The following is a 25,189-nucleotide window of genomic DNA, read 5'->3' on the forward strand; positions in this document are numbered from 1 at the left end:
CTATGAGTGGGGTAGAAGCAGCACGATAATGAGAGGGAAAAAGGTATTGGCCCGTCTGCTCCTCCTAGGGCTGAGCTGCACATGGGGGTGGACCGCTTCCGCAAACCCAATCTGGCGACCTGTACAACCTGGGAAACGGAAAGGGATTAGTGGTCTAGCCTTCATCCAAAAACAGGACCAGGTATGCCAGTTTTTGGCGGTTCACGATAACAAAGGGGATCAAGACCAACCTCGGCTAGCGATGCTAGGCGTTCCCTCCCAAGGTCCGATCACCTATCAAGCCCTGATGTGGCCCACAGAATCTTCCCTTCCCCTAGACCTGGAAGCGTTAGCCTCCGTACCTAATACAAAGACTGAATATGTGGCTGTCACCAGCCTGGGGGTGGTTTACCATCTGCAGCTAGATCTGCAAACCAATACAGTCAAGATTTTACATACAGCCCAAATCCCTCCAGGCAAAAAGCTAAGCAATATCGAAGGGTTTGCCCTACAGCAGATGGACGATCAATTCATCGCGGTTTGGGCTCATCGGGGCCAGGACACTGACCCTGCTATCCTCTTTTGGGGACAGTATTTCCCTGAACAGACCAAGATAACCGTCAAAGGTTCTATTCCCTTTCAAGTGCCCTGGCCACAACAAAAGGTGCGCCACATATCAGATTTAAAGATTGCACCTGATGGGTCACTCTACATCACAGCAGCCAGTGATCCGGGGGATAAAGGCCCGTTTCAATCTGCCGTCTATGGGCTGGGAAGTTCCCGGTTCCATCAAGCCAAACCAAGGGCCATTCAACAGCAAGTACCATCCACCCTAACCCCACTGTATCGATTCCCATTTAATAAAGTGGAGGCAATAGCGCTCGTCCCCGGCAAGGACGGCGGCATCTTCGTGGCATCCGATGACGAGAAATTCGGCTCATCCTTTGCTGGACACTGCTGGGCTGGGCCAAATTAATCTATGCATCAGATAACCCTCAGCGATAGACGCTGACTACAGTTTCCAATTGACAACGACTTGGCCATCATCGCTTTGAACGGAGACGGTAATCGGAATCTTTCGACCATTGGGATCAGTTGCCGAACAACTAAACTTTTCTCCCGAATAAGCAATGATATATCGCGTTTGAGACGTTCCACAGCTAGGTGTGACAGTTAAGTTTTCTTGGTCTTGTAACCCTGTTTTGATTAAGCCTTCAACCTTATCGTAGGAAATCAAGCCACTGGTGGCATTCCAAGAAAACCCGCCTTGCTCATTGGTTTGAGTCACCACTGCTTCAATGGTCTTGCCATTGGTTGCCTTAACGGTACAGTTGAATTTACTCCCCACATTAATCGCCACATTTTGAGGACAAGCCACCGATCGGACCGGAATGCCAGCTTGGTCTGCAAACTGTTCTTTGATGGTGCTCTCAACAATGCTGCTATCGAGACGAGGGGCATTGGGGTCAACATTAGAGGGAGTAGGCTCTGGCTCTGGTTCAGGACTCGGAGGATCCTCCGTGGGTAGTAAATCACCTGGAGAGTCAGTACTGTCCGACGAATCTGTATCGTCATTGTTGTTACTAGCGGCAGACACCGGATTTTGCTTCCAGGTCACATTGCCTTCATCATCTTGTTGGGTAACCGTTACAGTAAATTTAGTTTCGTCTGATGCCTCTACCTCGCAATCGAAGATATCTCCTTCTTCCAGCTCAACATTCGTGGGACAAGAAATTGACGACACATTAATGTTGGTTTGCTCTTCAATTCCTTTTTGGATCTCATCTTCCAGTTTTCCAGTGTTTAGAGTGGGCGAACAAGCAGCCAATAGACTAGCTAGGCTCACGGTAAAGATGACTTTCCAATTGAAGTTTATGTGGGTTGTATTGCGAAGTTTCATAACTGATGAATGAGCGGAGAGAAAATGTATCTGATGGGCTCTGTGTGCACCGTAACAAAATTGCTCCGAGAGCTAAAAAACACCTAGATTCTTTTAATAATGGTGTAGGCTAAATAGTCGATTACGATTCACCTGATATGGGTATGCTGAGAGCACGTCTACCCAGCCGTTTATCCCAAGCAAATCTCTTGTAACGGCTTTTATCGATCTATCTAATGAGTAGGAAAAGAACTAACTGTGACTGAGTTAACGTTGGAGTGGGTCGAGGGAGGTGTCTCTCGTTCGGAACAAATTCAGCCAAACCAACCCAGTAAAAACCCTGGTACTGTCCGAATCGGTCGAGATCCTCAAAAGTGCGATATCGTTCTATCGGATAGCAGCGTATCGGGACTGCAGGCTGAAGTTTATTACCATGCCGGTAGCCAAGCATTTTATTTGCGATCGCTCCGGGATACCAATCCGCCCATCGTCAACGGTCAACCCATCACCACAGGCGAAGTACCTTTAGGGAGTGCCAGCACCGTTTCCTTAGGACGGGTGGTCCTGAATGCTCGAGTCAGTAAGGGCGGATTCCCACCGACAGAAGTCAGTCAACCCAGCGTGCCCCCAACCGCCGTCAGCTCACCAACACCAGCAGCCCCACCTCCTTATCCCGCCCCCAGTCCAACCCCTTACTATCAATCCCAACCTACATCTGGCGATCAAGGGCCCAAGGTATGGGTATGGATTATTGCAGGTGCGTTAGTGATTGGCGGGGGAGCATTGGCTTGGCCCTATGTCAGCAACTTTTTGGGTTTAAGTAAAGAACCGACTGCATCCCAAAGTGATTCTGATTCTAACCAGTCCAACTCCGATCAGGATAGCGCTGATTCTGACTCATCTCCTGGCTCACGGGGAGAGTCCTTTGGGGATAAAATGGCCGATTTGGTCACCTATGAGCATTCATCTGGGCTATTTCGGATCAAAACTCCTCGCACCTGGCGACGAAAAGATACGAGTAAAGCCGGGGAAGTGATCCTTCGATGGACCGATAGCGAGACTGACAGCAGTATTGTGGTCGATCTATTTAAATCTCGACGCCTTAGCCAACAGGAACTAGGAGATTTATCTCGTCGCTTTATTACCAATGCCTTTGGCAAAGAGCCTGGTTTCCAGGTGGGACAACCCAAAGTTCAAGACAGTGGTGTTGTGGAATTAGGGTGGGAGTTCTCAACGCGCAATGATCAAGTGTTAGGGGCAACCTATACAGAGCAGAGCGAGGATACTATCTCTGTCGTCAGTATCTTGGTATTGCGATCCGATTTTGATCAAGTCCGATCAACCTTCCGAGAAATTTTACAAAGCTACCGTTTTGATCCATCCGTCCCGATTCCCTAAAGGGTGATCTTTATCCTTTAGGAGGCATTAGCTGCAAGGGGCTGGCTGTTTTTACTGATCTCATTAAGCCAATGCTCAAGGTTGTATTGATTCAGCCGATAACTCAAGGGATGAGCAATCAGACGAGCCGTACTGTCATACAAACAGTCCAACTCAATCAAACCATTCTCTTTTAAGGTTCGTCCGGTAGAGACTAGGTCAACAATCGCTTCCGACATCCCCGTAATCGGCCCCAATTCGACAGAACCATAGAGGGGAATAATTTCCACGGGCAAATCGATTTTGGAGAAAAAATCATGGGCACAGTGAACAAACTTAGATGCTACCCGGCAGTTTGGGGGGAGTTCCATGGCTGAGCGATAGGGGCTTTGACTCGGGACGGCCACGGACATGCGGCAATGGCCAAATCCGAGATCAGCAAACTGAGCAACCTGGGGCTTCTTTTCTTGTAAGACATCAAACCCGACAATACCGAGTTGTGCCTGTCCATACTCCACGTAAACAGGTACATCTTGGGCTCTGACTAATAACCCTTGCGCCGTTTGCGTTGGGTCCTGAATTTGCAGTTGGCGATTCCCAGAGTCTAAGAAGGCACTGAAATCCAAACCAACCGATTGGAGGAGGCGAATACTATCTTTCAGTAACGCCCCTTTGGGTAAGGCAACCGTGAGCATGAAATAAGTCTCGATGAAATAACGGCTATGGCAATGTTCGCTAAGGGAATTACGCTAGCGATTCAATTGTGACAGACCCTTGGGCATTGACCCAAGCAATTTGCCCAATTCGCTGTTGACGGGCAGTGGATCGAATGTCATCGGGTGACTTTTGGGATAGCTCCACTTCCACTCGGGTGAGAGGAGGCTGAGCATTCTGCTGACGCAGCTGATGGGCATGGTCAAACGCGGCTGCGATCGCAGATGCCGTTTCCGCCACCACCAGCCAATGGGAGGCAGGCGTCTGTTTCGGCAACATCCCCAGGGGCAGGAGAACCTGGTGCAAATGTTCCACGTTAAAAGAAAAGCCAATCCCAGGCAGCATTTCGTTCTGGGGATGATAGAGGCCCAGCAACGTATCGTATCGCCCTCCCTGACCTAGTAAGCGCTGACCCGACTCTGCATCGCTGATAATCTCAAATACGATACCCGTGTAATAATCAAAGGTCTGAATCAAGCTCAGATCTAGGGTGAGTGAGGGTTGCTTCGACAACACTTCTACCAAGGACTTGAGGTTCGTGACCGCCTCATGTTGGGGTGGTTCCAGAGGCAGCTGCGATACCTTTTGCAGCACCTGAGCCGGTTCTCCCCGCAAATCCAGTAGAAACAGAGCATGCTCCTTGAGTTCTGGACTCAAAGGCAAATTCGCCAGCCCTACCCGATCGAGCTGGGCAATGGCTCGGCGTACAGATCCTCGCACAGCTTCGGGAAAAGGGCGAAGCAGCGATCGGGTTAAATCCGCTTCCCCCAGAAGGACATGCCAGTTCTGAACCCCTAGTTCCGAGAGGCAATCCGCTAAGAGCAACAGAACCTCGGCATCTGCCAATAATCCGCTACTCCCCAGCAACTCTACCCCCGCCTGGTAAAACTCATGCTGGCTACTCGCATGACCAGGCTGTTGCCGAAAGATGTTGTCGTTGTAATAGAGTCGCTGAGGGTGGGTCTCTCCTTCCATGCGAGTCACAGCAGCTCGAGCGATGGAGGCCGTTAACTCAGGTCTCAACCCCAAGACCCCTTCTTCTGCATCCCAAACTTGGATCACGGTTTGGGGGTCTACCGCTCCCCCCGCTAACAAGGTATCCAACCGTTCTAAGGTCGGAGTAATAATGCGGTGATAGCCCCAACGCTGAAATACCTGCAGCAGACGCTGCTCAATCCAGCATTTTTGGGCAACATCTAAGGGCAGTAAATCTCGGGCACCAGCAGGAGGTTGATACATCGTCACCAATTATTTCTTACCACCAAACAAACCAAACAGCCCTTTCTTGCGCTCTGGCTGCTTCGCTTGAGTTTGTTTTGCTGCAGCAGGCTGCGCTTTCTTTTCTAATTTCTCCAATTTTTGCTTGCCCTTAATGGCCTCAGCATTCTGTGGATCACTATTTAAGGCTTGTGTAAAATGCACTTTGGCCATTTTGAGTGACTTTTTCTGTAGATAGATAGACCCCATTAACGTATGGCAGCGACTGTTTTTGGGTTCAAGTTTGAGGGCATCTCGCAGTTCTACAATAGCGTCATTCAAACGATTTTTCTGAATCAGTTCTTCCGCCCGTCGGCAATAGTCATTCACAAACTGCGAGGTCGCCGCTTCTTGGGGAGGCGACTGCTCTGCAGGCGAAGGAGACACAGAAGTCTCTGGCTTTGCCGCTGCTTCCGGCTGCGCTTGGGCAGCTCTAGCCTGCATAGGCTGCGCTGCTCTAGCTCCGGGTTTCTGGGTCCCTTCTCGACGGATTAAATAGGCCAGATTGAGTTCGCTGAGCCGGCTCACCACTGCCAAGATCCCATCCAAATTCTCAAACTGGTTTTGGGCGAGTTGTTGGACCTGTTCTTGATAGCGTTCTTCAAAAGAGCTGGTCGTTAAGAGTTCCTGGGCCTCCGGCGTTTGCATAGAACTAGGATTCACTTCCCGATTAGCTCGTTGTCCGACTAATCGGAGTAACACCTTATATTCCTCAAAGTCTTTATCTTGAGAGAGGACCTCATAGGCGGGATTCACTAACTTTGAGAGCATCCGACTCGCTTCCGCTTTATCCATGCCATCTGGACAGCTATCAGGATGCAAACTTCGGGCAATTTTGAAGTAGCGCTTGCGAATCTCACCCTTAGATGCCCCAATGCTTAGACCCAAGCTGGCATAGTGATCCGGACAATCGAAAATAGCAAGACCATGCTTCATCTCAAATGACATGTAAGTGCTTCCGAAGTTGAGTGTGTTAGGTAATCCCCTAGTGCTAGTCTAGTCGGTTCGGGACAATCCAGCACCTTAATTCCACATAGAAAAATTTATCTAGAAGCGGAGAGATTTGGAGGAGCCCAATCCAACGGCTGAATTTTAAGCAGTTCGTGACTGAGAGCCGCATGAATATGACCATTGGTGGCTAATAAACGCCCCGAGGCTAATTGTTGCGGACTTTGATCATAGGCAGTGACGGTACCGCCCGCTTCCTGTACCAGGACGATACCCGCCGCAATATCCCAAGGCGACAATCCCCGCTCCCAATATCCATCTAGCCGACCACAGGCAATATAGGCCAAATCAATTGAGGCTGAACCACCCCGCCGAACGCCCTGGGAGAGATGGGTTAAGTGGCAAAATTCAGCATAGTTATTATCTTTGGTTTCTCGCCGGTCATAGGCAAACCCTGTGACCAGCAGGCTACTGGCCAAGGACGATGTAGAAGAAACATGGATGGGTTGACGATTACGAGTCGCCCCTAAACCCGTTGCCCCTCGAAATAGCTCCCGATGGAAGGGGTCATATATCACGCCAACTGTGGGAACCCCTCGAATGATTAACGCAATAGATGTCGCCGAGAATGGATATTGGTGGGCATAGTTCGTGGTGCCATCGAGGGGATCGATCGCCCATAAATACTCACTGTCTTGATTGCCTTGTTGCCCCGACTCTTCCGCCAGGATTTGATGCCCTGGAAAATGGCGACCAATCACTGCGAGCACCGCCTTCTCGGCAGCTTGGTCGGCCTCGGTAACTAAATCGCCCGGTCGCTTTTCTTGAATATTTTCTAACTTGCCCCAAAACTGTTGGAGGACACCACCACCCGCCAGGGCTGCTTCAGTCGCAATATCTAGGTAGGTGTTTAAGTCGGTTGTCGTCATCGTTTACTCTTCATCTAAGGGGAGGCCAGTACGAACCTTACCTTTCCCAAAATAGCGGCCGAACTGGAGTTCATAGACTTCATCTTCGTCTTGGGTTTCCACTACTAAATCGCTTTTGGGATAGCTCACACATAATAGGGCATACCCCTGCTTTTGTAGCTCAAGGGAAAGCCCCATGGCTTCTGGCTGATGGAGGTCACCGGATAGTACTCTCACGGCACAGGTTGTACAGGCACCATTCCGGCAAGCAAAAGGGAGACGCCGCCCTTGTTGCTCCACACTTTCAAGGATGTAGTGGTCGGCAGGAACAAGGACTTCATAGTCGTTTCCGCTGTGGCGATCGCGAATATGTATCGTAAATTTTTCCATACCGTTTCATCCGGGTTCAGATTCTGTTAACATAGCTTACTTGTACTGGATAAAACTAATCCACCTGGAGAGGTGGCCGAGTGGTTGAAGGCGCAGCACTGGAAATGCTGTTTAGGGTTAACTTAACGAGGGTTCGAATCCCTCCCTCTCCGTTTTTAAGATGTAATCGTGATTACACAGCGCTTAGCTGACACCCCACACCTTTTCAAGAACTTGAATGGGCGGAATATCTGCGACTTTGCTCGTTAGAGACTTTAGGCCAGCGAAGTGGGGGGCTGTTGGCAAATGCCGAGTCGGTTCTAGGGCTCCAAATAGGGCGACTAGACGCGTTTTCACGGCAACGCCCAGATGTAAGGGAGCCCGGTCTGCACAAATCATTAGATGCCCTGCATCAATAAAGGCGGCCAATTGGCCCACATGCTGAGGCATAACGATCTGGAGTTGAGGACAAACCGCAACTAGGGAGGCAACCCACTCTTTGTTCTCAGCCGTTTGCACCACGACTAGAGGGGTATCCGGTTGCCGTTCTAAGTACCCTTCGATGACAGATTCCCAGCTCCGAATAGGATAAAACTGAGAGGGTTCATCATCCGAGTTTTCCGCGCCTGTTCCGCCATGAAGAATGATATAAGGCTGACCTGCAATCCCGAGTCGTTCTTGCTCAGCTTTGGCCCAATTCTGATCGTCTAGGGGAATTTGAATCGAAATATCTGGGCAAGGGGTATCAATCCCTAACCCCAACAGCAAGTCATGGTAGCGTTGGGCATCGTAGGGGCGAGCATTCGGGGGAACAGCCGCTGTCAAGCATTTACCCGATAAATCAGCCACAGTTCCGCCGAGGGTGGGAAACCGTTTCCGCGCAAATCGCACCCAAGCCGGCAAGGCCAGATTTTCATAGCCCACTCGCTGAGGAATCCCGACTAACCAACACAGCAAGCCCGCAGTCCACTCGCGACTGATGGTAAGGCTGGCATCATAGCGACGATCTCGCATTTGCCCGATTAAATTGCCCCAATCGGCGGCCCCATTCCGGTTCTCAAACTGAAAGGTCAAGACATTATCAACCGTTCGACAGAGTCGAAAAGCCTGCTTGGCGCGGGGTTCTACAATGACATCGATCTCAACCTGAGAATAATGGCGGTGAAGCGTTTCTAAGGTTGGGAAGAACAAGAGTTGCCGACCAACATCGCCAGGAATTAATGCTAATACACGGGTCATTATTTAGAGCAGCCGTAATGGGTGAAGTCTACGTTTACCGCCACCCATTGTAGGGGAATGCTCAACGCTTGTAATCAATCCGCTCTGGAACTCAATAAGTCTTCTAACTTGCAGTCTCAGGTCAGGATAGGATAAGGAATGGCAGCAGTTTATGGTTATCAATGCACCTATTAATTCCAGCGGCAGGGATGGGACGACGCATGGGCAGCGATCGCAATAAGTTGCGGTTGATGTTGCACGGTAAGCCTCTGTTGGCCTGGACGCTGCTGGCCGCTGAATCTGCTGATTCCATTACCTGGATTGGGATTATTGGTCAATTAGAGGATGAGCCAACCTGGAAAGAACTGTTAGACGCTCTGACTTTGAATAAGCCCGTCGTCTTTATTGAAGGGGGACAGACTCGTCAAGAATCTGTCTATAACGGTCTCCAAGCCCTCCCTCCTCAAGCGGAACAGGTGCTGATCCACGATGGTGCTCGTTGTTTAGCTACGCCCGATTTACTAGACCGTTGTTCTGAAGCCCTCCAAAAATATCAAGGCTTTGTGGCTGCTGTGCCGGTCAAAGACACCATCAAGGTGGTGGATACGACCCATCAAATTCAAGATACGCCTGATCGATCCCAGTTATGGGCTGCCCAAACGCCGCAAGGCTTCCAAGTTAAACCGCTCAAGCAATGTCATGAACAGGGACGACAGCAGGGATGGGAAGTCACGGATGATGCGGCTTTATTTGAGAAACTGGATCTTCCAGTCCATATCGTTTTGGGAGAAGAGACCAACTTAAAGGTGACCACGCCTGCTGATCTTGCGATCGCAGAATTAATCCTTGAACAACGCCTCCAAAAAAACTCCCAAACTGACGGATTCGGGAGTTAATTCGTAGAGTATTGCCGCAGTAGAAAAACTGGGAAGGTAGCCGCGATTTACCCTTTCCGCGAGTAATATTCCACCACGAGTAGTTCATTAATTTCTAAGGCAATCCACTCTCGCTCGATGACCCCATTGACTTTACCCGTCAAAGTATTCTTATCGAATTCCAGGTGAGTAGGAATATTCGCTAAGCCAGGAAACTGCATGTGGGTTTCAATCAGCTTGCGGGAGGCATCTCGATCTCTAGATTGAATCACATCGCCCGGGCGGCATTGATAGCTTGCAATCGACACCACTCGGCCATTCACTAACACATGGCCATGATTCACTAACTGCCTAGCGGCAGGAATGGTCGGTGCCATCCCTAAGCGAAAGATCGTGTTATCTAGGCGCATCTCCAGCAGTTGCAACAGGGTTTGACCTGTAGAACCTCCGGCCCGGCGCGCTTTGCGCACATAGCGCAATAGCTGTCGTTCAGACAAGCCATAATTAAATCGTAATTTTTGTTTTTCTTCAAGCTGGGCTGCATATTCAGACCGCTTTTTGCGAGCTTGGCCATGTTGCCCAGGGGGGTAGGCTCGACGGGGAGTCTTCCGGGATAATCCAGGCAGCTCTCCTAAACGACGCACTACTCTGAGGCGAGGGCCTCGATATCGCGACATATCACTTCCTCTTAGTTTCTATTACGTGAAATTTGTCAGACTTTTCAGTATAAGCTTTTGAAGGGCAACACATCAAGCTTTATAGTATATTTCCAGCAATTCTCATTTTAAACAGAAGCTTATCCAGCAATGCTTTTGGGATTCTGAAATCAGTCACATATTTTGTGAAAAGCGATCAAAATACTCATTAAATCCAAATTAATGGGTTGTCTAAGCACAATTACCACTGCCAAGGACATTACAGAGTAAAAACTGGAAGTGAAGAAAGTACCAGTGGATAGGGCTTAGAGGAATAGTCTACCAAAATGAGAATTGCTGGTATATTTCCACTCTTCCAGCCCTTGCTAACGCTACCTCAACGGGGCCTCTCTCACCGTTTCTCTCAGACCATCCATAACCATCATGCTTGATCAACTTTCTGTCGAGTCTATTCCACCCCTTTTAGGGGCTTCTAAGGCTCAGTTGACTCATTGGGCTCAGACCTACCAGCAGCCAGCCTATCGGGGTCAACAAGTACACCAATGGATTTACCAGAAAGGTGTGCATTCCCTCAGCGACATCACTGTTCTCCCGAAACAATGGCGGACTGAAATTGCAGATATCCCCGTGGGTCGCTCCCAGATTCATCATCGTTCTGCTGCTCAAGATGGGACCGTCAAGTATTTACTCAAACTTGCAGATGGACAGATTATTGAAACCGTTGGTATTCCAACCCAAAAACGGCTAACCGTATGCGTTTCTTCTCAGGTCGGCTGTCCTATGGGCTGCGACTTTTGTGCCACCGGCAAAGGTGAATATCAACGTAATCTTGCCTGTCATGAAATTGTTGATCAAGTCTTAACTGTCCAAGAAGATTTTCAACAACGGGTCGGCAATGTTGTATTTATGGGCATGGGGGAACCGCTACTTAATCTGGACCAAGTCCTTGCCGCTGTGCGATCCCTCAATCAAGATGTGGGGATTGGCCAACGATCCCTAACAGTCTCCACTGTCGGCATTCCCAAGCAGATTCTCAAGCTTGCCCAGCACCAACTTCAGATTACGCTAGCGGTAAGCTTACATGCTTCCAATCAGAATATTCGCACACAGCTAGTGCCGAGTGCCAAGCATTATCCTCTGGAGCAGCTTCTGAAGGATTGTCGGACTTACGTTACCCAAACAGGTCGCCGGGTCACCTTTGAGTACATTATGCTGTCAGGAGTCAACGACCACCCAGAACATGCTCTCGAGCTAGCCCATCATCTGCGAGGCTTCCAAAGCCATGTGAACTTAATCCCTTACAACCCGATCTCCGAAGTGGACTACCAACGTCCAACCCAAAAGCAACTCCAACAATTTCTAAATAGCTTACAAAGCCAACATATCACTGCCAGTATTCGACGATCTCGCGGTTTAGACAAAGATGCTGCCTGTGGTCAATTAAGGGCAACGCAGATGATAGATCCAGCCTCAAGCTAACAGGTCCAACTATTCACTTTGCTGAAGTTTTCGACATCCATCAGAAATTAAAAGACAAAAAAATAAAGCAGTGTGTTACTCACACTGCCTTATTTCAGCCTAGAAAAGGCTTACATCCAATCAATGGTTTAGAAGGAGAAGGTTGCTCGAATCAAACCTTGGATGATGTCGTTGTCATTGCCAGCACCAGCAGCGGAGAGGCCATTGACAGTACCCAAAGGATTAATGATGTACATCACAGCAGGAGTGATGGTGATGTTGTCATTAACTGGGAACCGATAGAAGGCTTCCAAGTTGATCTGGTCGTTGGATCCAGGAGTACCGGTGACCAAGTAAGGCATACCAGCAGCAACGGCAAATAAGGAACCAGGAACAAGAGCATCCTTGTAACCAAGGCCAGCCATCCAAGTCTGAATGGTGTTAGAACCACCAGCTGTGAGGATAGTAGGTGCAACAGCAGGGTTGCCAAATACATCAACACTTGGGTTTACGGTTTGGTTCTGAGGATCAAAGGAAATACCATAGCGACCAAAGATACCAATGTTACCGAAAGTAGCTTCAGCGTTGACACCTAAGACTTTCTGCTCAATGTTGAAAGTCTCAGCGTAGGTACCTTGCAAACGAATGGCAAAGTTGTTTTGATCATCTGCACCAAAACTGTTGGCATACTCAAGTTCCAAGGTTCCTTGGTGAGGATCGCCACCTAAGCCACCATTAGCAGCGGCAGTTGCGACGTTACCAGCAGCGGCAACATACACACCACGAACGCTGATTTTACCAGCATTAGGATTCCAATCAAAGGCTGCACCAGCACCACCATTGAGATCAACCGCGTTGGTGATGATTAAAGGGTTGTTGATAAAGAAGCCAGAGCTGAAATCTTGAGCAGAGTTATTGGCATAACTGTTGAAGTCAACAAAGTCACTGGGGAAAATGTTGGTACCAACGGTAACAGCTAAGTTCTCGCCGGGCTTGAAGGTATAGGCTAAACGACGCAGCGTAACGGTATTACCTACACCTGCATAGTCGGCAGCACCCAAATCAACTAGAGGTACGCCAGAACCTGTCAAAGTTCCCAAACCTGGGCCAGGATCCTGAGCACCCAGAGCGTTACCAAAGAAATCTTGACCATTATTACCCACTTCTAATTGGGTGGCTAATAAGTCATCGCCAGAGAAACTAGTGTTGAAGTTCAAACGAACTCGAGAGATGGCAGAAACGCGGCTATCGGGTCCACCTGCATTTAGAACACCGTTAACGGGATCGACAACAGTATCTGTTGGGTTGTTAACGAAGTCACCAAACTGAGCAGCCATGACCACTTCACCTTGAAGTTTGGTGGTGGTGGAGAACTGCTGGGCTTCAACAGTGGCAACGCGAGCTTCTAAACCATCAACACGACCACGTAGGGTAGCGAGTTCAGCTGCAAATTCGTCTTGAAGTGCCTTGAGGGCATCTAAATCTTCTTTAGTAGCAAAGCGGTTGCTGAGGTTATCTAAACAAGCATTAACCAAAGCAGCGGCTTCACGACGAGACATGGCTCGGCTGGGGCGGAAGGTGCCATTGGGATAACCGGCGACGCAACCATAGCGCTCAACCAATGATTGAATGGCTTGGAAAGCCCAGTCATCAGGCTGAACATCAGACAGTTGAGAAACTGAGGTCACCTGACCAACAGAATCTTCTTTAGTCTCAGACATCAAGTCATTTACAGAAGTTGTTTCGCTGAGAGACTGATCAGCCAACAACAATTCATCTTGCTCAGCAGCAACAGGTGCTACATCAACAGATTGGGCTTCTACAGGAAGCTGTTCGCTAGTGCTGACAGCTTTTACAGGTAGGGCAGAAAGTCCGAGAAGACTCAGGCTTCCAGCTAATAGACATACTTTTTTCATGGTTTTGCTCCTCACTCACATGTGTTTAAAATTCTGGAAAAGTTAAACACGATAACTTAATGCTTCTCATTAATACAATGCGAATATTTGCATTGTATTGCTTGGAAGATAAGTTTGAAGAAAAGGTTCCTGAAAGTGAAAAACTATTCAGTGTATACATTCCTTCACTTTAGAAAGATACTCTATTTATCAGAGGTAAGCCAAGGGATCGTAGTCGGTTTCTGTATTGGCATATACTGTAATTTTCTCCATTCACCTCGTAATTCTAAAAACCCTAAAACGACTGTTTCATAAAGGTTTTGAGCCAGGATACTGTGGAGAGCTTTTTCGGCAAAGCCTTGTCGTATTCCCACGCGATCAACTCAAGACATTAAGGTCCTACTCTCAATGGCATGAGCTGAATTTGCTGTCATTGTTGCGACTCAAACGAGCGGAAGCTTGACTCTAAGCTTTCACCCAGCAATTACCAAGGGTAAGACTTGCTCAACTGACAGAGGTGGAGGTTGTCGTAGTCACAGATGCTTTGGAGCTGAGTTGAATCAACTCAACCTTATAGTGATCGGGATCCTCTACAAAGGCAATTACCGTTGAGCCATGTTTCATGGGGCCAGGTTCTCGGGTCACTGTTCCACCACGAGTTTTAATGACGTTGCAGGCACTATAGATGTCGTCAACGCCAATGGCAATATGGCCATAGGCATCTCCCAAAGTGTATTCAGAGACACCCCAGTTATAAGTCAGTTCTAGCACCGTGTTATCTGCTTCATCTCCGTAACCCACAAAGGCCAGCGTAAACTTTCCGTTCGGGTAATCTTTCCGACGAAGTAGCTTCATTCCTAGGACATCACAGTAGAATGCTAAAGAAGCATCAAGATCTGCCACTCTGAGCATGGTATGGAGAATTCTCATAAGACTATGTTGTTTAAGAGTTAGTAAAGTCAAGAGGTGGTCGTCACATTAGTTACATTCTGACGCGATCGCACCTAGTATGTCTTAAAGAGGACACTCGTTGCATCAACACCGCTGATACAGTCAGATGCATTTTATAGCCTTGACGAGCAGGTCAAGCACACCAGATTATTTTGTAGATTGTTGGAAACATAACGCATGCACGAAACCGAAATCGCTGCCATTGAGGCGCGCGAAATTCTAGACTCACGCGGTCGTCCTACTGTGGAAGCAGAAGTCATATTAAGTTGTGGGGCTTTTGGATTGGCCCAAGTTCCCAGTGGTGCTTCTACAGGTAGTTTTGAAGCCCATGAACTGAGAGATGGAGATGCTCAGCGCTATGGTGGCAAAGGGGTTCTTACTGCCGTTACTAATATTAGGGATCACATTCAGCCTGAACTGGTGGGGTTAAACGCCCTCGATCAAGCTGATATCGATCAGACCATGATTGATCTGGATGGATCGACGAACAAATCTAAACTGGGTGCAAATGCCCTCTTGGCTGTCTCCCTTGCCACGGCTAAAGCAGCTTCTGAAGTACTGAATTTAGAGCTATATCGTTATCTAGGAGGTCCTTTAGCAAACCTCTTGCCGGTGCCCTTAATGAACGTCATCAACGGTGGGGCCCATGCCAACAATAACGTTGATATTCAAGAGTTTATGATTGTCCCCCACGGTGCAGATTCCTTTAAGGAAGCCTTGCGCTGGGGAGCAGAAGTCTTTGCATCGCTGAGTCAAGTATTGGCAGCCCAAAATCTGTTAACAGGCGTGGGGGATGAGGGGGGCTATGCCCCTAATCTGGCGTCTAACCAAGCCGCGTTGGAATTGTTAGTGGAAGCAATTGAGAAGGCTGGCTATCAACCTGGCGCTCAAATTAGCTTGGCCTTAGATGTCGCAGCCAGCGAATTCTATAAAGACGGGCAGTATACCTACGACGGTGCCGCCCATTCCCCCAAGGAGCTAATCGACTATTTAGATGGCTTAGCCAGGCAATATCCGATTGTCTCCATTGAAGATCCCCTACATGAAGAAGATTGGGAGAGTTGGGGGAATTTGACAGCCCAGTTAGGGGATCGCGTTCAGCTCGTCGGGGATGACCTGTTCGTCACGAACCCTATCCGGTTACAGAAAGGAATTGAGCAGCACTCGGCCAATTCTATTTTGATTAAACTGAATCAAATCGGGACCTTGACCGAAACCCTAGAAACAATTGATCTAGCCAAACGCAATTCCTTTACGTCCATCATTAGCCATCGATCCGGTGAGACGGAAGATACCACGATTGCGGATCTCGCGGTTGCGACCCGAGCCGGTCAGATCAAAACGGGCTCTCTTTGCCGTAGCGAACGCGTGGCAAAATACAATCGCTTGCTGCGTATCGAGGATGAACTCGGCAGTCAGGTGGCCTATGCTGGCGCAGTAGGCTTAGGACCAGGATAAGACACTTCTTCGGAGTGGCGATTTTAACCACTCCGAGTGGCTCTTCTACTAAAGCGATGTGAATGCAATAGATGGGCGTCTTTGCAGTTGCTGCTCTAGCTTGAGTAAACGATTGATACGATCTCGCGTACTGGGATGAGTCGTAAACAAGTTACTCAGCCATTGCCGAGCTGGGGGATTAATAATCAACAGCGGTGCAAAAGCCGGATTGCCCCCTAACGCATTGCGCTGAGCATTGCTTTCCAAACGAGACAAGGCTTGGGCTAGAGCGCGAGGTTGTCCCGTTAGGCGAGCGGCGGTTTCGTCTGCAGAGAACTCGCGGGTCCGAGAGATCCCTAATTGCAGGATCGTTGCTGATAGGGGTGCTAAGACAACCATCAGTAAAGCCCCGATAGGGTTGGATTCTCGATCATTGCCTCGACTACCGCAAAACCAGAAACTGTAGCTCACCATTTGGGCTAAGAATGCGATCGCACCGGCTAACGTGGCTGCGACTGCTTGGGTCAAGGTGTCTTGATTCTGGATATGAGCCAACTCATGGGCAAGAACCCCTTCTAGTTCTGCCGCTGGCAGCATCCTCAGCAACCCTTCCGTAACAGCAATGGCTCCATGGTCGGGATCACGCCCCGTGGCAAAGGCATTCGCAGCTGAACTGGGAATGATATACAAGCGTGGCATAGGTAGGTTTGCCCGCTGGGCCAAACGCTGAACCACAGCGTACAACTGAGGGGCTTGATTGGCCCGCACCAACTGCGCCTGGTAGGCCGATAAGGCAATCTGGTCAGAGTAGTACCAAGCACCTAAGTTGGTGAGAGCTGCAATCCCAATACCTATGACAATACCGCCACTGCCCCCCAATAGAGCATAGCTACTGCCAATGAGGAGAGCACTGAGTAGGCCTAGTAAACTGGCGGTTTTGAGTTGATTCATCGCTGGCCTCCACAGACATGCACGATTAATCCCAGTTTAAAAAGTTCTCATGGCGCAATATGGGTAGGAAGCCCCCCTGATGATGCAGAGTTTACCCTATCCGCACATCTTTTAGCCTATTAGGATTGACCACTCAGCAGCTCTTGCACCACTTTGGGAAGATCCAGAACCGCTTGCAAAACCTGATCGGGCCCAATCCCCACAACTACCTGCAAGCCCAAAACAATCAGCGCCAGCAAGAAGGCTGTTTTGAGGGTAGTTTTAACCACACGTAACAGCCAGGTAAAGACCAACCAAGAAACAAGAATAGCCGCAATCAGAAGAATAGGATTCACGATATTAAGATAGGTGATGAGACGTATAAAGGTCGGTTCATGGTGGTGGGGAAAAGTAGATACAGCCGCGTTCGATCAACGGGCACTCAGGCAGGATGACCTGATTCTAACAAGTGCCAATCCCAATTCTCTGATGAAGATAAATAAGGGTGAAGGTATATTAAATATGGAGGTTATCGCACTATCAACTCTGAAGACTTCGTTAAGAGATCTACTGTTTAATGAATAGTGTCGCTAACTTGTAAGGCAAGATACCTCCTAACTGCGTCTACGGCCCTACTGCTGACCTGAAAACGGATTTAAATCAGCACAAGGGCTTCTTTTTTGAGAGTGTCATCGCAGTACGCCTGCTGCTCATCCAATTCAATCTTTCAGCCAACTCTTTCTGTCTTGCGCCCTCCCACTTCGATTTGGCAAGATCAGCCTACTGGAGCATAAGTGAGGTGGCATGACCTCAAAATCTATCCCCCTCAGGCAGCTATGGCTGCCTAGCACTTGTTTATTGCTCATGGTTGGGGGTGGGGTTGCTATCTTGACCAGCCCCCTCTGGAATCTGAATGGTTGGCCCCAGTTTCTAGAGTTTTGGCAAGCTAGTCTCCATCCTGATTTCACCGCTCCATTGATGGCAACGGCCTGGCAAGGGCTGCTAACGACCTTGGCCTATGCCATTTGCGGCACAGTGTTCAGTGTCTGTCTCGGCTTTGTAGGCAGTGTCTTTATCTCAGACGTGGGGAGACAGGTTTTAGGCATTGCCCCATATTTCAGCCAGGGCTTAAAAAGCCTACTGGTCGTGCCTCGTGCTATTCACGAAATGCTCTGGGGACTTTTGCTGATCAATCTATGGGGACTCGATCCCCTCGTTGCGATCGCAGCCATTACCATTCCCTTTAGCGCGATTGTGGCGAAAGTCTTTAGCGATATTCTCGATGATACGCCCCATCAGGCGTTGGAGGCGATACGACAGGGTGGCGGACGGCCCTTGAATGCCTTCTTATACGGACTCTTACCCTCTGCCAGCACCAATTTACTGTCCTATAGTTTCTATCGTTTTGAATGCTCCCTACGATCCGCCGCCACCCTTGGCATTATTGGGGTTGGAGGGCTAGGTCATGAAATCTTTTTGAGTTTGCAGTCCCTGCAATACCAGCAAGTATGGACCTTTATCTATGCCTTAATGATCCTGAATGGCGTGATTGATTGGAGTAGTGCCCGGTGTCGCCATCGATTGGGCTGCCAAACTCGCATTAGTTTGCACCTAAAAAATGCTCCGATTCAACAGGTGCATTCCCGACGTCCCGAGCCTGAACGCTCATTCTCTAATAATCTGCTCTACTGCATACTGGTGGTCGTTAGTCTCGTTGGGGCATTGGCTTGGAGTTGGCTTTATATCGGCCCCGATCTGTCTATCTTGGTAGCCCCCCAAACTTGGCACAATAGCCAGCAGATATTCGTTGGACTATGGCCGTTACAACCTAGCCCGTCTCTATTGGCAACCTGCGATGCCTCGCTCCAAACCCTAGGCATGGCTTTCATGGCTATTCTAGGCGCAGGCTTTGGGGGCATGGTGTTCTCGTTTGGGACGGCTGCCAATTTTTTTCTCCCCGGCGGACTTTTTCTCCCCCAACCCGCGAGTCTATGGCGTCAAGGGGTAGGTCGGCTGCTCGTCGGCGCGGCACGGCTGTTTTTGTTGATCTGCCGCTCTGTCCCCGCGCCCATTTGGGCTTTGGTGATGTTGTTTATCGTCTTTCCGGGAGTGCTACCGGGTGCGATCGCACTAGGCATCCATAACCTCGGCATTCTGGGGCGTCTGATGGCCGAAGTCAATGAAAACTTAGATCAAAAGCCCTTGGCCGCTCTGCAAGCTCAAGGGGCCTCTAGCCCATTTGTTTTTCTTTATGGCGTTTTACCCATGACATTGCCCCGGTTTTTAGCATATTCTTGCTATCGCTGGGAGGTGGGCATGCGGGAAACGGTGATTGTGGGTCTCGTGGGGGCTGGAGGACTAGGACGTTTACTCAGTGAGCAGCTCAGCAGTTTCGATAGTTCAGGAGTGGTGTGGACGTTGGGTTGTTTTATCCTCCTCAGCTTGGGGGTTGACTGGCTCAGCCAATATCTCCGCCAACAATTGCAGTCGCTCTAGCATACTGCTTCAAGCCCAAGGTTAAGCAGGCTTTATGTCCCTGACTTCACAACATCTTCACCCCATTACGCTTTAATGAAACTAACTTAGATAAGCGCAAATTGCGTCTTGTACCACTCCTTACACCAATAGCCCCGCTGGGGTTATTTTTTTGCCTGAAATTATTGAGCATACTGGCAAAACCCCCAATGAAGAAAAGGGGGCAGTATTTAATCCTTTGAAATTAAATTTCCCACAAAGCCTTGAATTTTGAGGATGACATGCTAGGGTTGTATTTCTTCTCTAGCAAAATATTCTGTTTTCTCCTGAATATCGGGAGAAATTTTTTTGTGAACCCCTTTGGCATCCTGTTTCTTAATTATTCAAGGTCTCTTTCCTATCTATGGTTGCCACTGCTTTGAGGCAAGTCGTTCGACCTAGGGGCTATCGGCGGTTCCTCAATAAATTATTTTGCTATGTGTCCCGATCTTTAACCTGTTTGCTCTATAACCCTAAGTTATTTTTGATGCGCAAACTGGCTCGCATCGAATTCATGCGACAGGTATGGGGAACCCTGACAGCCTGTACGATTTGTCCAAAGACATTGAACGAATCGGCACCGTTGCCAACATCCTTGGTGACGCCCCCAAATCCCAAAACCATCTCAGCCGTCTTACGTCAACAAGGCATCTATGCGGGGTTGCAGTTATCAGATGTCGTTGTGGCTGAATTAGTGGACTTTGCCCATCAAACCCCCTTTGCCGTCGATCGGAATCCCAATATTCGCTGCCTATTTAAGGATCGAGCCACCCTTGAAGCTTCCTTGGGATATTCGTTTCAACTCGGCAGTGTGAATACCCAAGGATGTGCCGCCGTTCAGGCTCTTATTTATGATCCAGGACTGGTTGAGATCGCAACAGAATACTTAGGGGCAAAACCCACAGCCATTGGCAGTGAATTGTTATGGAGTTTTCCGGGAGAATCCACTTGGAAGCAGCAAATTAAAGGGGCCCAAGTCTTTCACTACGATATTGATGACTATCGCTCGCTTAAATTCTTTTTCTATCTAACAGATGTGGATGAGAGAAACGGTCCCCATGTTTGTATTCAGAAAACCCATTGGGGCAAAAAGCTAGGACATCAATTGATGGGTCAACGGTGTGCCAGTCTGAAGGATCACACCCTGGTAGAGACCTATGGAGCTGAGCAGGTATTAACCGTCTGCGGACAGGCAGGATTGGGGATTGTAGAAGATACCTTTTGCTTCCATAAAGGAAACCGCCCCGTCTCACGTCCTCGATTAATGCTGCAAATCCAATATGCTCTGAACGATTATGGCGATATTCGAGCCTATGCTTAGGCCAAGACTGTCCCTAGTCAGAACTTAAGAGCATTTGCAGAATATCCACATCAATGACAATGGGATCTTCTCCCTCTGTTAGCGGATCATCACATTGCTCAAAAGCGACTTCGTTGATAATTTCCAAAGCTCCATCTAGCATCAGGCCGAGCCGATCGACCAGGGGTTCCAGATCTTGTCGCTCCCATTCAGATTTTTGACTGAGATGCTGTAGTAATTGAGAGTGTTGCTGATCTAGCCCGGCAATGCCTGGAATACCGTCTGGTTCAACGGCCTCTTCAGGCAGATCATCCTCAATAAACACATCTGCTAGCAAGGCAGAAACCGTAGCAGACTCCGTCACTTTGGCATCAATTAAAGCCCGATCTAATTGCAGTGTCTCCGTCTGACTGGCATCAGCATTGGACGTTGACGAGGTTACCGTCGCGGGCAGAGTCTCTACCGTCATTTCATGAATATGACTGTAGACCGCCTGAGACTCTAGCCCTAATAAGGGATAAAGCTTGCTGAGAATAGAAATTTCTGATGGGTTAATCTCACCATCAACCGCCGCTAAATGGATGAGAAACTTTGCGATCGCAAGCTTGCGTTCCGCAGACAAGGGCTGCAACTTAACTTTCAGCCCTCGCAGCGAGAGCTTATCGACTAGTAAACCCTGCAAATGCGCATGCAACCTAGCCCGTTCACCATTCTGCAAATGGGGCGTTGAAGCTAAATAGTTCTGCAAGCGCTGGAACTCAGGCACCGTCACTGCTCCATCTGCCACCACCACCATTACGGCTAGGTGTAATAACAGCGTCGCCAATTTAAATTTGTCGGACGGCTCAGAGCGGAATGTTTCTGGAAGCCGGAAAAACACATAGGGTTGATTTGAGGCAGGAGGTTTGCCGCCTAACTGAACATCCGGCTCAATCCCAATCCCTAAACGAGTCAAGTAATCCGATAAAACCGTTGCCTCTAATTTCGTCAGCTTATCTGGAGGGGGATCCTGCCACTGCTGTAATAGGTCTTGTCCCCACACAACCGCGATATCTCTTTCAGAAAGGCTGTTTTCCACCCAGGCTCGAAATGCCTTCACTTGCGGGGAGGCACACTCTACCATCAGTTCCGGTGGCAACAATAAAAGGGCACTATAGCTGCCTTGCCCCTCTGGATTACGCCCTAGCCAGCGGCTATAAGGGTCAAGGGTTTGCATTCCTGCCTCTACTAAATGCAGGAGCCGCTCTAAGATCGCCTCTGAATTTGCAATTTTAGGCCGTTCGGGAATGTCCAGCTTAATGTTGCCCCCAAAAGACACACTCGTCGGTTGATAGATGACTGTATCGTTAGGGAGCGTTTGGTCTGGATCGGGGTCTAGCAATAGCCCATCACCAAAATTCTGGTGATACTCATACTTAAACCAAGACCGCCACTCTGAAAAACAGCGAGAAGCAGGTGTTCGCAACTTACCAGGAAAGGCATGCATCACCCAGGACAACGCCCAGTCTGCAGGGAGTGGGGTTTGCGTCGCTGCTAATGTTCCTAGGCCAACCTCTAAACTCAGAGGCATCTCTACGGATTCAAAGGTCCAGGGTGGTGGCAAAGCTGTGATTTGGTTAGGAAGTAGGAAACGGCAAATGTCTAAAAATTGGCGAGTTTCTTCGCCAAAGGTCTCTTGATCACCATACAAATTTTGGAGGCGCTCCACCTCGATCATGATGGTGCATAATTCTGTCAGGATAGGTCGTTTAGCCCGTCGAAAATCCCTGAGAACCCGGCGCTCTAGACCATAGAAGAATAAATACACATACCCTAAGGGAATCTGGGGATCACATCGCCCATCCGCCAACCACTCCAAATAGGCCGCTCGGCTAGCCGAGGGAATTTCGCTATAGGACGGCCATTCGCTAATCCAATTGCCATTGCGATCAGGCTTCGCTTCATCAAGCTTCAGTTGCGGTCGAATTAAAGCTGGTTCAGTGCTGACATGGGTGCTAATCCCTTTGAGGTTATCCCCCACATAAACCAAACCCGGTAAGCAGTAGCTACCCACGAGTACTGTTTTATCTACCGATATCCAGGTCGCTCGTGATGGCGTAGGTGGCTGACTCTTAGGTGTTGAAACTTGCCGAACAGGGGGCGCAGGTTCTGGTAGTACTGCTGTCTGCAGTGCAGACTGCTGAAGTTGCTGAACTGGCTCAACTGTTAGACTGAGTGGCGATTGCTGAACTGGCTCAACCGTTGGACTTAAAGGCGGTTCAGCAACGCTCTCGTGAACAATGGATGGTGCTTCTTCTTTGGCCGTCGTTGCAGGCTCAGAAGAGGAAGCAGGACTCGATCGAGGTCGCTTTGGCTCTAATACTCGCTTTAACCAGTGAACAATCCCCATAGTGATCGCGTGTAAATTTCTGCTGGGGCTGATTCCAGCTCCGCTCTAATTTAGCGCCTTCAAGTATAAACTGCCTATGTCAGCCACAGAACTAAACCATCCTGGGTATACTGCGGATAAAACATATACCGGATCCAGCAATCGGTAAGGAACACTATTTTGGCTTGGCTATGGTTAGGACTAGGATTAGCGTTTTGTGTATTTGAGGTTATTACACCAACCGCTTTTGTGGAACTGATGATGGGCATCAGTGCCTTTGCTGTCGCAGTTATTTCTTTGGTAGTACCTCAGTTCTATCTTCAGGCTCTAATTTGGTTGATCTTGTCAGTCTTTTTGATTGCATTAGTTCGCCGATTTGTGCCCAAAAGAACCGCCAGAATTTTACAAGCTGAGGTGGAAGCGGAGACGCTCACTCAAATTCCAGCAGGCCAAACGGGTCGAGTGATCTATGAAGGCAGTTCTTGGCGAGCTCGCTGTGAAGATGAAAATTTGACCATCGAAAGCAAGACAAAAGTGTACGTTGTAGGCCGAAAAGGCACGACCTTGTTCGTCATTCCTACTGAATTTGGGGAAGGTCTGACCTTTCATCCAAAAGCGTGAAACATCTGAAACTTAGTTACTGGGAGCAAGCACTGTGTGGCAAGTTATTATCGTTATTCTGACCGCTATAGGTGGAGCTGGTGCGGCTAGTTCTGTGCGCATTGTTAATCAAGGGAATGCTGCTCTAGTAGAGAACTTAGGAAGCTATAAAAAACGTTTAGATCCAGGATTAAATTTTATTTTTCCTGTGATCGACCAAATCGTCTATAAAGACACATTAAGACTAAAAGTACTAGATATTGACCCTCAATCTTGTATTACTTGTGATAATGTCGCTATTACGGTCGATGCTGTGGTTTATTGGCAAATTATCGATATGGAGAAAGCCTATTACAAGGTTGAGAATCTCTCATCTGCCATGGTCAATCTGGTCCAAACTCAAATTCGAGCCGAGATGGGTAAGCTCGAACTGGATGAAACCTTTACAGCACGCACCCAAATCAGCGAAATCCTCCTGCAAGAACTAGATAGTGCCACCGATCCTTGGGGAGTGAAAGTCACACGGGTTGAGCTACGGGATATCACCCCTTCTCAAGCAGTTCAAGATTCCATGGAATTGCAAATGGCTGCCGAGCGGAAGAAAAGAGCTGCGATTCTCACCTCTGAAGGTGAAAGAGAAGCAGCTGTTAACTCCGCTCGTGGTTCTGCCGAAGCTCAAGTCTTAGCAGCTGAAGCCCGCAAAAAATCTGCCATTCTAGAAGCAGAAGCAGAGCAGCAGTCTATCGTTCTCAGAGCCCAAGGTGATCGTCAGGATCGCGTATTGCGAGCCCATGCCACTTCAGAAGCATTGCAGATTGTCACTCAAGCCCTGAAGCAAGACCCTAAAGCTGAACAGGCTCTACAGTTTCTGTTAGCTCAGAACTATATGGATATGGGGGCAACCATCGGAGAAAGTGATAGCAGCAAGGTGATGTTTATGGATCCTCGATCAGTTCCTGCATCTATTGAAGGGATTCGTTCCATCATTGATGATTCAGGCCAAGTGTAAGGAAGGGTTGGCATTCTAGAGTAGATTGCTTACCCTAGATTGAAGCCAATACACATCTAAACCAAGTACCCTATGAAACTGGATCAATTTCTGAAATTTCAAGGGGTAACCCTGACCGGTGGACAAGCTAAACATCTGATCCAATCTGGATTTGTAACGGTCAATGGAGAGCTTGAAGTCCGCCGTGGACGACAGCTCAATGCGGGTGATATTGTCACCGTCGAAGATGAGTCTTTTGAAGTGGAATAAGCACCTGACTCTAACCCTTAAACAATTGCCTAGCTCTGGGGCCGCTCTTTTGCCATAACGGACTCAGAAAACTGAGGAGCGAGTGGAATTTGACGGGTTGAAGAATAGTATGTTGTCACATAAAGCGGCATAGCCAAGGTCAGACATGCGATCGCAGTTCCAGCGATTTTGGAGAGAACATCGGAGCTACGTTCAGGGGGCTCGTCAGCCTGATCATGCAATTCCATAGGAGTTTTTTAAAAAATAGATGAGAATGTCTAAGCTAGCATTATTAGCCTAGCATTCCCAGCTTAATTCG

General features: G+C 48.7%; 24 protein-coding genes and 1 tRNA gene. 11 read left to right on the forward strand and 14 right to left on the reverse strand.

Annotation, left to right across the window (positions count from 1 at the left end; translation table 11 throughout):
• Positions 1-28 precede the first annotated feature (28 nt).
• Positions 29-955 (forward strand): hypothetical protein, encoded by a 927-nt coding sequence (locus ON05_RS11025; protein WP_010475006.1) that lies wholly within the window; start codon positions 29-31, stop codon positions 953-955.
• Between the two features lie 36 nt (positions 956-991).
• Here ON05_RS11025 and ON05_RS11030 read toward each other — a convergent pair whose 3' ends face one another.
• The gene (locus ON05_RS11030) at positions 992-1,825 is read right to left on the reverse strand and encodes a DUF4333 domain-containing protein (protein WP_039780615.1); all 834 of its coding nucleotides are present in this window, start codon (positions 1,823-1,825) and stop codon (positions 992-994) included.
• Positions 1,826-2,116: 291 nt separating this feature from the next.
• Between ON05_RS11030 and ON05_RS11035 the strand changes: the two genes are divergently transcribed.
• On the forward strand, positions 2,117-3,256 hold the full coding sequence (locus tag ON05_RS11035) for an FHA domain-containing protein (RefSeq protein ID WP_010475008.1): 1,140 nt from the start codon (positions 2,117-2,119) through the stop codon (positions 3,254-3,256).
• Between the two features lie 17 nt (positions 3,257-3,273).
• Here ON05_RS11035 and hisG read toward each other — a convergent pair whose 3' ends face one another.
• The 5 genes from hisG to ON05_RS11060 form a co-directional block, all read right to left on the reverse strand.
• Complete coding sequence (gene hisG, locus ON05_RS11040; protein WP_010475009.1) at positions 3,274-3,930, reverse strand: ATP phosphoribosyltransferase; 657 nt, start codon at positions 3,928-3,930, stop codon at positions 3,274-3,276.
• 49 nt (positions 3,931-3,979) lie between these two features.
• The gene (locus ON05_RS11045) at positions 3,980-5,188 is read right to left on the reverse strand and encodes an ATP phosphoribosyltransferase regulatory subunit (protein WP_010475010.1); all 1,209 of its coding nucleotides are present in this window, start codon (positions 5,186-5,188) and stop codon (positions 3,980-3,982) included.
• A gap of 9 nt (positions 5,189-5,197) precedes the next feature.
• A complete protein-coding gene (locus ON05_RS11050) occupies positions 5,198-6,154 on the reverse strand; it encodes a DnaJ domain-containing protein (RefSeq protein ID WP_010475012.1) in 957 nt (318 codons plus the stop codon).
• Between the two features lie 95 nt (positions 6,155-6,249).
• A complete protein-coding gene (locus tag ON05_RS11055) occupies positions 6,250-7,083 on the reverse strand; it encodes an inositol monophosphatase family protein (RefSeq protein WP_010475015.1) in 834 nt (277 codons plus the stop codon).
• 3 nt (positions 7,084-7,086) lie between these two features.
• Positions 7,087-7,452 carry a 2Fe-2S iron-sulfur cluster-binding protein gene (locus ON05_RS11060; protein WP_010475016.1) on the reverse strand — a complete coding sequence of 122 codons (366 nt, stop codon included), beginning with the start codon at positions 7,450-7,452 and terminating at the stop codon, positions 7,087-7,089.
• A gap of 66 nt (positions 7,453-7,518) precedes the next feature.
• Here ON05_RS11060 and ON05_RS11065 point away from each other — a divergent pair.
• A tRNA-Ser gene (locus ON05_RS11065) sits at positions 7,519-7,604 on the forward strand.
• Positions 7,605-7,635: 31 nt separating this feature from the next.
• Here ON05_RS11065 and ON05_RS11070 read toward each other — a convergent pair.
• Positions 7,636-8,670: a glycosyltransferase family 9 protein gene (locus ON05_RS11070; protein ID WP_010475018.1), complete on the reverse strand. Its 1,035-nt coding sequence runs from the start codon at positions 8,668-8,670 to the stop codon at positions 7,636-7,638.
• A gap of 161 nt (positions 8,671-8,831) precedes the next feature.
• Here ON05_RS11070 and ispD point away from each other — a divergent pair, with 161 nt between their 5' ends.
• Positions 8,832-9,545, forward strand: coding sequence for a 2-C-methyl-D-erythritol 4-phosphate cytidylyltransferase (ispD, locus tag ON05_RS11075; RefSeq protein ID WP_010475020.1), 714 nt, complete (start codon positions 8,832-8,834; stop codon positions 9,543-9,545).
• Positions 9,546-9,592: 47 nt separating this feature from the next.
• Here ispD and rpsD read toward each other — a convergent pair whose 3' ends face one another.
• The gene (rpsD, locus tag ON05_RS11080; RefSeq protein WP_010475022.1) at positions 9,593-10,201 is read right to left on the reverse strand and encodes a 30S ribosomal protein S4; all 609 of its coding nucleotides are present in this window, start codon (positions 10,199-10,201) and stop codon (positions 9,593-9,595) included.
• Between the two features lie 402 nt (positions 10,202-10,603).
• On the opposite strand from rpsD, the gene rlmN reads away from it, so the two are divergent.
• Complete coding sequence (rlmN, locus tag ON05_RS11085; RefSeq protein ID WP_010475024.1) at positions 10,604-11,659, forward strand: 23S rRNA (adenine(2503)-C(2))-methyltransferase RlmN; 1,056 nt, start codon at positions 10,604-10,606, stop codon at positions 11,657-11,659.
• Between the two features lie 128 nt (positions 11,660-11,787).
• Here the strand turns inward: rlmN and ON05_RS11090 are convergent, their stop codons facing one another.
• Entirely contained in the window at positions 11,788-13,554 is a 1,767-nt protein-coding gene (locus tag ON05_RS11090) for an iron uptake porin (RefSeq protein ID WP_010475027.1), read from the reverse strand.
• Positions 13,555-14,037: 483 nt separating this feature from the next.
• The gene (gene gloA / locus ON05_RS11095) at positions 14,038-14,463 is read right to left on the reverse strand and encodes a lactoylglutathione lyase (protein WP_029315281.1); all 426 of its coding nucleotides are present in this window, start codon (positions 14,461-14,463) and stop codon (positions 14,038-14,040) included.
• Between the two features lie 198 nt (positions 14,464-14,661).
• Here gloA and eno point away from each other — a divergent pair, with 198 nt between their 5' ends.
• Positions 14,662-15,942 (forward strand): phosphopyruvate hydratase, encoded by a 1,281-nt coding sequence (gene eno, locus ON05_RS11100; protein ID WP_010475031.1) that lies wholly within the window; start codon positions 14,662-14,664, stop codon positions 15,940-15,942.
• A 48-nt stretch (positions 15,943-15,990) separates the two neighbouring features.
• Here eno and ON05_RS11105 read toward each other — a convergent pair whose 3' ends face one another.
• Entirely contained in the window at positions 15,991-16,872 is an 882-nt protein-coding gene (locus ON05_RS11105; protein WP_010475033.1) for a M48 family metalloprotease, read from the reverse strand.
• A 119-nt stretch (positions 16,873-16,991) separates the two neighbouring features.
• On the reverse strand, positions 16,992-17,207 hold the full coding sequence (locus ON05_RS11110; RefSeq protein ID WP_010475035.1) for a hypothetical protein: 216 nt from the start codon (positions 17,205-17,207) through the stop codon (positions 16,992-16,994).
• A gap of 448 nt (positions 17,208-17,655) precedes the next feature.
• On the opposite strand from ON05_RS11110, the gene ON05_RS11115 reads away from it, so the two are divergent.
• Complete coding sequence (locus ON05_RS11115; protein WP_010475037.1) at positions 17,656-19,347, forward strand: ABC transporter permease; 1,692 nt, start codon at positions 17,656-17,658, stop codon at positions 19,345-19,347.
• 382 nt (positions 19,348-19,729) lie between these two features.
• On the forward strand, positions 19,730-20,686 hold the full coding sequence (locus ON05_RS11120; RefSeq protein WP_010475038.1) for a hypothetical protein: 957 nt from the start codon (positions 19,730-19,732) through the stop codon (positions 20,684-20,686).
• 13 nt (positions 20,687-20,699) lie between these two features.
• Here the strand turns inward: ON05_RS11120 and ON05_RS11125 are convergent, their stop codons facing one another.
• Positions 20,700-23,054 (reverse strand): TerB N-terminal domain-containing protein, encoded by a 2,355-nt coding sequence (locus ON05_RS11125; RefSeq protein ID WP_010475039.1) that lies wholly within the window; start codon positions 23,052-23,054, stop codon positions 20,700-20,702.
• 159 nt (positions 23,055-23,213) lie between these two features.
• Between ON05_RS11125 and ON05_RS11130 the strand changes: the two genes are divergently transcribed.
• The 3 genes from ON05_RS11130 (at position 23,214) to ON05_RS11140 (ending at position 24,891) form a co-directional block, all read left to right on the forward strand.
• Complete coding sequence (locus ON05_RS11130; RefSeq protein WP_010475040.1) at positions 23,214-23,654, forward strand: NfeD family protein; 441 nt, start codon at positions 23,214-23,216, stop codon at positions 23,652-23,654.
• A gap of 34 nt (positions 23,655-23,688) precedes the next feature.
• Complete coding sequence (locus ON05_RS11135) at positions 23,689-24,642, forward strand: SPFH domain-containing protein (RefSeq protein ID WP_010475041.1); 954 nt, start codon at positions 23,689-23,691, stop codon at positions 24,640-24,642.
• A gap of 72 nt (positions 24,643-24,714) precedes the next feature.
• Complete coding sequence (locus tag ON05_RS11140; protein WP_010475042.1) at positions 24,715-24,891, forward strand: RNA-binding S4 domain-containing protein; 177 nt, start codon at positions 24,715-24,717, stop codon at positions 24,889-24,891.
• A gap of 29 nt (positions 24,892-24,920) precedes the next feature.
• Here ON05_RS11140 and ON05_RS11145 read toward each other — a convergent pair whose 3' ends face one another.
• The gene (locus ON05_RS11145; RefSeq protein ID WP_039780622.1) at positions 24,921-25,118 is read right to left on the reverse strand and encodes a hypothetical protein; all 198 of its coding nucleotides are present in this window, start codon (positions 25,116-25,118) and stop codon (positions 24,921-24,923) included.
• Positions 25,119-25,189 lie beyond the last annotated feature (71 nt).

The organism is Acaryochloris sp. CCMEE 5410, from assembly GCF_000238775.2.
Taxonomy (GTDB): domain Bacteria; phylum Cyanobacteriota; class Cyanobacteriia; order Thermosynechococcales; family Thermosynechococcaceae; genus Acaryochloris.

Bases quoted from the DNA above. Each gene is read 5' to 3' on its own strand.
- ON05_RS11025 (WP_010475006.1), top strand. From the start codon at position 29: ATGAGAGGGAAAAAGGTATTGGCCCGTCTGCTCCTCCTAGGGCTGAGC.
- hisG (WP_010475009.1), bottom strand. From the start codon at position 3,930: ATGCTCACGGTTGCCTTACCCAAAGGGGCGTTACTGAAAGATAGTATT.
- ON05_RS11045 (WP_010475010.1), bottom strand. From the start codon at position 5,188: ATGTATCAACCTCCTGCTGGTGCCCGAGATTTACTGCCCTTAGATGTT.
- ON05_RS11050 (WP_010475012.1), bottom strand. From the start codon at position 6,154: ATGTCATTTGAGATGAAGCATGGTCTTGCTATTTTCGATTGTCCGGAT.
- ON05_RS11055 (WP_010475015.1), bottom strand. From the start codon at position 7,083: ATGACGACAACCGACTTAAACACCTACCTAGATATTGCGACTGAAGCA.
- ON05_RS11060 (WP_010475016.1), bottom strand. From the start codon at position 7,452: ATGGAAAAATTTACGATACATATTCGCGATCGCCACAGCGGAAACGAC.
- ON05_RS11070 (WP_010475018.1), bottom strand. From the start codon at position 8,670: ATGACCCGTGTATTAGCATTAATTCCTGGCGATGTTGGTCGGCAACTC.
- ispD (WP_010475020.1), top strand. From the start codon at position 8,832: ATGCACCTATTAATTCCAGCGGCAGGGATGGGACGACGCATGGGCAGC.
- rpsD (WP_010475022.1), bottom strand. From the start codon at position 10,201: ATGTCGCGATATCGAGGCCCTCGCCTCAGAGTAGTGCGTCGTTTAGGA.
- rlmN (WP_010475024.1), top strand. From the start codon at position 10,604: ATGCTTGATCAACTTTCTGTCGAGTCTATTCCACCCCTTTTAGGGGCT.
- ON05_RS11090 (WP_010475027.1), bottom strand. From the start codon at position 13,554: ATGAAAAAAGTATGTCTATTAGCTGGAAGCCTGAGTCTTCTCGGACTT.
- gloA (WP_029315281.1), bottom strand. From the start codon at position 14,463: ATGAGAATTCTCCATACCATGCTCAGAGTGGCAGATCTTGATGCTTCT.
- eno (WP_010475031.1), top strand. From the start codon at position 14,662: ATGCACGAAACCGAAATCGCTGCCATTGAGGCGCGCGAAATTCTAGAC.
- ON05_RS11105 (WP_010475033.1), bottom strand. From the start codon at position 16,872: ATGAATCAACTCAAAACCGCCAGTTTACTAGGCCTACTCAGTGCTCTC.
- ON05_RS11115 (WP_010475037.1), top strand. From the start codon at position 17,656: ATGACCTCAAAATCTATCCCCCTCAGGCAGCTATGGCTGCCTAGCACT.
- ON05_RS11120 (WP_010475038.1), top strand. From the start codon at position 19,730: ATGGTTGCCACTGCTTTGAGGCAAGTCGTTCGACCTAGGGGCTATCGG.
- ON05_RS11125 (WP_010475039.1), bottom strand. From the start codon at position 23,054: ATGGGGATTGTTCACTGGTTAAAGCGAGTATTAGAGCCAAAGCGACCT.
- ON05_RS11140 (WP_010475042.1), top strand. From the start codon at position 24,715: ATGAAACTGGATCAATTTCTGAAATTTCAAGGGGTAACCCTGACCGGT.
- ON05_RS11145 (WP_039780622.1), bottom strand. From the start codon at position 25,118: ATGGAATTGCATGATCAGGCTGACGAGCCCCCTGAACGTAGCTCCGAT.